This is a genomic window from uncultured Bifidobacterium sp., assembly GCF_949292005.1.
GTDB lineage: Bacteria > Actinomycetota > Actinomycetes > Actinomycetales > Bifidobacteriaceae > Bifidobacterium.
In genome coordinates this window covers 1-4184 of the sequence record NZ_CASEXV010000086.1, presented here as the reverse complement: position 1 = coordinate 4184, position 4184 = coordinate 1, and the positions used below count along the sequence as shown (strand labels likewise).

General features: G+C 65.3%; 5 protein-coding genes. All 5 read right to left on the bottom strand.

Annotated elements, in window-relative coordinates:
* Positions 1–546 (bottom strand): glucose-6-phosphate dehydrogenase assembly protein OpcA (locus tag Q1X90_RS06630; protein WP_300768320.1); only part of this gene is annotated, 546 nt, incomplete at its 3' end.
* A complete protein-coding gene (zwf, locus tag Q1X90_RS06625; RefSeq protein ID WP_300768317.1) occupies positions 543–2090 on the bottom strand; it encodes a glucose-6-phosphate dehydrogenase in 1548 nt (515 codons plus the stop codon). The genes Q1X90_RS06630 and zwf, both read right to left, overlap by 4 nt.
* Before the next feature lie 171 nt (positions 2091–2261).
* Positions 2262–3332, bottom strand: coding sequence for a 2,3-butanediol dehydrogenase (locus Q1X90_RS06620; protein WP_300768315.1), 1071 nt, complete (start codon positions 3330–3332; stop codon positions 2262–2264).
* A 264-nt stretch (positions 3333–3596) separates the two neighbouring features.
* Positions 3597–3971 (bottom strand): CrcB family protein, encoded by a 375-nt coding sequence (locus Q1X90_RS06615; RefSeq protein ID WP_300768312.1) that lies wholly within the window; start codon positions 3969–3971, stop codon positions 3597–3599.
* Positions 3968–4184: hypothetical protein (locus Q1X90_RS06610; RefSeq protein WP_300768310.1), on the bottom strand; the 217-nt coding region annotated here is incomplete at its 5' end. The genes Q1X90_RS06615 and Q1X90_RS06610, both read right to left, overlap by 4 nt.

The following is a 4184-nucleotide window of genomic DNA, read 5'->3' as shown; positions in this document are numbered from 1 at the left end:
GGTCAGCCGCGTCCATGAAAGGTCGATGTCCTCGGGCGACCAGTTGCGCCGCAGGCGCTCCATCGTCGCCTCGGGGTTGGTGGCCAGCATCGCATCGGTGATCCGGCTGCGCGCCATTGCCCCGATGAGGTCCTTCGAGGGGTTCGATGGCGGGTTCGTGGGCCACCACGCGACCACGGGGGCGTCCGGAACCAGCAATGGTATGACGAGGGTGTCCGGATGGGAGACCAGCCCATTGCGCGGCCACAGGATGATGATCTCTCCGGCGCCCGCATCGGCTCCGAAGCGAACCTGCGCGTTGAGGTTCGACTCATCGGTGTCCTCGTCCGGATTGGGGTTCAGGTCGGGCACCACCGCTATGACGCGACAGGGATGCTCGCGGCTCGCGGTGTTGGCGACTTCGAGCGCACGTTCGAGCTCGGATGCCTCGGTGGAGATGAGCAGGGTGAGGACCCTGCCGGTGGCTGATTCGCCGCGCTCCTTGTGAAGCTCGTCGATCTTGCCGGCGATCTCGCGGGTGCGGGTGTTGGGCATATCGATGATCATGGCATCCTCCAGTGGCGTCCGTCTCGCGCCAGCATCTTGTCGGCCTCCGACGGCCCCCAGGTTCCCGAACGATACGATTGCGGCTGTCCCAGCGTCGCCCAGAACTCCTCTATCGGATCGAGGATCCTCCAGCTGAGATTGACCTCCTCGGTGGTGGGGAACAGCGGCGGGTCGCCCAGCAGCACGTCGAGTATCAGGCGCTCGTAGGCCTCCGGGGAGCTTTCGGTGAAGGACCGGCCGTAGCTGAAGTCCATGGAGACGTCGCGCACCTCCATCGCGGTTCCGCCCGGAACCTTCGCGCCGAAGCGCATGGTGACGCCCTCATCGGGCTGGACGCGGATGACGATGGCGTTGTTGCCCAGCTCTCGCACAGCGGTCTGCTCGAAGGGCAGGTGGGGTGCCCGCTTGAAGATGACGGCGATTTCGGTGACGCGCTTGCCGAGGCGTTTCCCGGTGCGCAGATAGAACGGGACGCCGGCCCAGCGCCGGGTATCCACATCCAGTCGGATGGCGGCGTAGGTCTCGGTGGTGCTGGAGGGGTCGATGCCCTTCTCGTCCAGATATCCGACCGCCCTGTGAGAGCCCTGCCAGCCGGGCCCGTACTGTCCGCGGGCGGTGTTCAATGACAGGTCTTTCGGCAGACGAACGGCGGAGAGCACCTTGGTCTTCTCGGCGGTGAGGTCCGCGGCGGAGAAGCTCACCGGCTCCTCCATCGCGGTCAGCGCCATGAGCTGCAGAAGATGGTTCTGGATGACGTCGCGCGCCGCGCCGATTCCGTCGTAGTATCCGGCGCGCCCGCCGATGCCGATGTCCTCGGCCATGGTGATCTGCACATGGTCCACGTAGTTGGAGTTCCAGATGGGCTCGTACATGGAGTTCGCGAAGCGCAGAGCAAGGATGTTCTGGACGGTCTCCTTGCCCAGATAGTGGTCGATGCGGAACACGGAGTTCGGGTCGAACACCTCGGAGACGACGCGGTCGAGCTCCTTCGCGCTGGTGAGGTCATGCCCGAAGGGCTTCTCGATGATGACGCGGCGCCATGCGTCCTTGTCGGATCTCGCCAGTCCCGATGCCGCGAGCTGCTTCGAGACGATCGGGAAGGCCTTGGGGGGGACCGACATGTAGAACGCGTGGTTCCCGCGCGTTCCACGGTCGCGGTCGAGTTCGGCGACGGTGTCGCTCAGCCGGTCGAAGGCGGCGGGATCGTCGAACGTTCCCTGGACGAAGCGGATGCCGTGGATGAGGTTGGACCAGGTCGACTCCTTGAAGGGGGTGCGGCACCGATCCCGGACGGCGTCCTTGACGAAGTCGACGAAATGCTCCGTGGTCCAGTCCCGTCGGGCGAATCCGATGAGTCCGAAGCTGGGGGGAAGGAGCCCGCGATTGGCCAGATCGTACACCGCGGGGAGAAGCTTCTTGCGGGACAGGTCTCCGGTGACGCCGAAGATGACCAGACTGCACGGGCCGGCGATCCGTGGCATGCGGAGATCGCGTGGATCGCGCAGGGGGTTAATCCACGGTGAGGATTCGTTCATAGTGCTCATCCTAGCCATGGGGATCGGCGTGGGAACGAATCCCCATGGCATATCGCCGCCAGCGATACCGTTGCGGAGTGTCATCTGTCGGGGGAGGCCTGCGGTTGCGGAAAGCCCGCAATGGAGGACGGTCCCGCATAGGGTCCGGGGAATCTCATCCGCGGGACCATTCCGGTGGAATCACGCCTCTGGAGAGACCATGATCTTGACCTGGGTCTTGTCGGATGACAACGCCAGTATCCCCTTCTCGAGCGCGTCGTCGAGGCCGATGACCTTGGTGACGAGCGGGGCGAACTGGTCCCGGTGCGAATCGATGATGCGCAGGACCGCTGGGAAGCTGTTGTTGTAGCACAGCGTTCCGATGATGTCGATGCCCTGCATGATCACGTCGTCGGTGAGGTTGATGCTGACGGGCTTGCCGAACAGGGCTACGATCTGAACGATCCCCGTCCGTTTGGTGACCTTCAGCGCGGTGTCGAGAGTGGCCTGCACCCCCGCCGCCTCGAAGCCGATGTCCACTCCATGGGGTTCCTCGGCGCGGATGGCCGCAACGACGTCCTCCTGCAGCGGGTTGATCACGTGGTCGAATCCCAGCTCGCGGGCCTTCGCAAGTCGCACATCCGACACGTCGGATATGTAGATTCGCGTGGCCCCCGCGATTCTGGCGAGGATGGCCGTGAGCAGTCCGATGGGTCCGGCTCCCATGACGGCCACGGTCTGGCCAGCCCTGAGATGGCTCTTTTTGAGGGCCTCATAGACGACGGCCGTCGGTTCCGCGAGGGCGCCGAGCTGGAAGGGCAGCCCGGAGGGCATCATATGGGCGAACCTCGCCTTGACGTTCGCGTATTCGGCCATTCCGCCATCCTGGGAGAATCCGAGGAAGTTGCCGGCGCCGTCGGCGGCCTGAGCGCGATCGCAGAAGTTGTAGTTGCCGGCCCGGCAGTTGTCGCAGCTTCCGCAGGCGATGAGAGGCTCGACCGCCACGGCGTCGCCCACGGCCAGATCCGTGACGCCCGAGCCGATGGCCGTGATCTCTCCGGAGAACTCATGGCCCAGCGTTATCGGCAGCGTCCGGCCGGTCAGGGGATGGGGCTGGGTCGGAAGCCCCCAGCCCTCGAGGTAGGCGTGCAGGTCGCTTCCGCAGATTCCGCAGTATTTCACGCGGATCTGAATCTCGTCGGGGCCGGGGTCCTGCCGGGGTGCGTCCTCGATGCGGATGTCATTCTGTCCATGGATGCGCACGGATTTCATCGTGAGGTCCTTCCACTATGTCGAATGGCAGGCCCCCATTGGCCGCCAACGTCATCCATATTGTATGGCGTAATCCGCGAGGGTGTGTCCGTAGCCGGTCGACGTGTCGGACCCCGTTGATATCGGGGTGCTTCGCGGCGCGGACCACGCAATACGTCAGGCACATTGCCACGCTCATACGCTGCGACCGCATATCGTGACCGCACGCCGCGACCGCGCATAGCGACTGCACATCACGCCCGCGCATGCGCATAGGCAGCGGGGTCAGTTCGGTGGGGGGCAGATCGTCAGCGCGTATCCTGCCAGCGTGGCCGCAAGGCTGATCACCAGCATCCCTCCGGTATGGACGATACCCTCCACCGTCCGTCCGGAGCGAAGAAGGCGCACCCCCTCCACGCTGGCGGTGCTGAAGGTCGAATATCCTCCGAGGAAGCCGGAGCCGAGAAGGGTTCGCACCCCGTCGGACCCCGCGTGGGACAGGGTCCATCCGGTGAGCAGACCCATGAGGAGGCATGCGGTCACGTTCACGACGATCGTGCCCAGGGGGATCGTCAGACGGTTCCGTTTGTTGATCGCCGTGTCGATGAGGAACCGGCAGACGGCGCCGAGACCGCCCAATAGCGTTGTGACGATGATCATTGCCGTCCCTCCGGTCCCGTCGCGCCGATGTGCGGGGCGCCATTCCGGGGCGTCTGCGCCGGTCCGGCAGTTGTCGCAGCGTCTGCGTCCGGGGCTTTCGTGTCGGAGGTGCCCGTGTCAGGGACGTCCGTCTCGGGGGCGCCCGTGCCGTCGTCGGTATCCCTGCCGATGCGCCGGCCTGCGGCCCCGCCGGCCAGAATGCCTCCCATGGCG

What these genes read in the sequence shown, in the direction of transcription:
- zwf (WP_300768317.1), bottom strand. Translation starts at nt 2,090, where the DNA reads ATGAGCACTATGAACGAATCCTCACCGTGGATTAACCCCCTGCGCGAT.
- Q1X90_RS06615 (WP_300768312.1), bottom strand. Translation starts at nt 3,971, where the DNA reads ATGATCATCGTCACAACGCTATTGGGCGGTCTCGGCGCCGTCTGCCGG.
- Q1X90_RS06620 (WP_300768315.1), bottom strand. Translation starts at nt 3,332, where the DNA reads ATGAAATCCGTGCGCATCCATGGACAGAATGACATCCGCATCGAGGAC.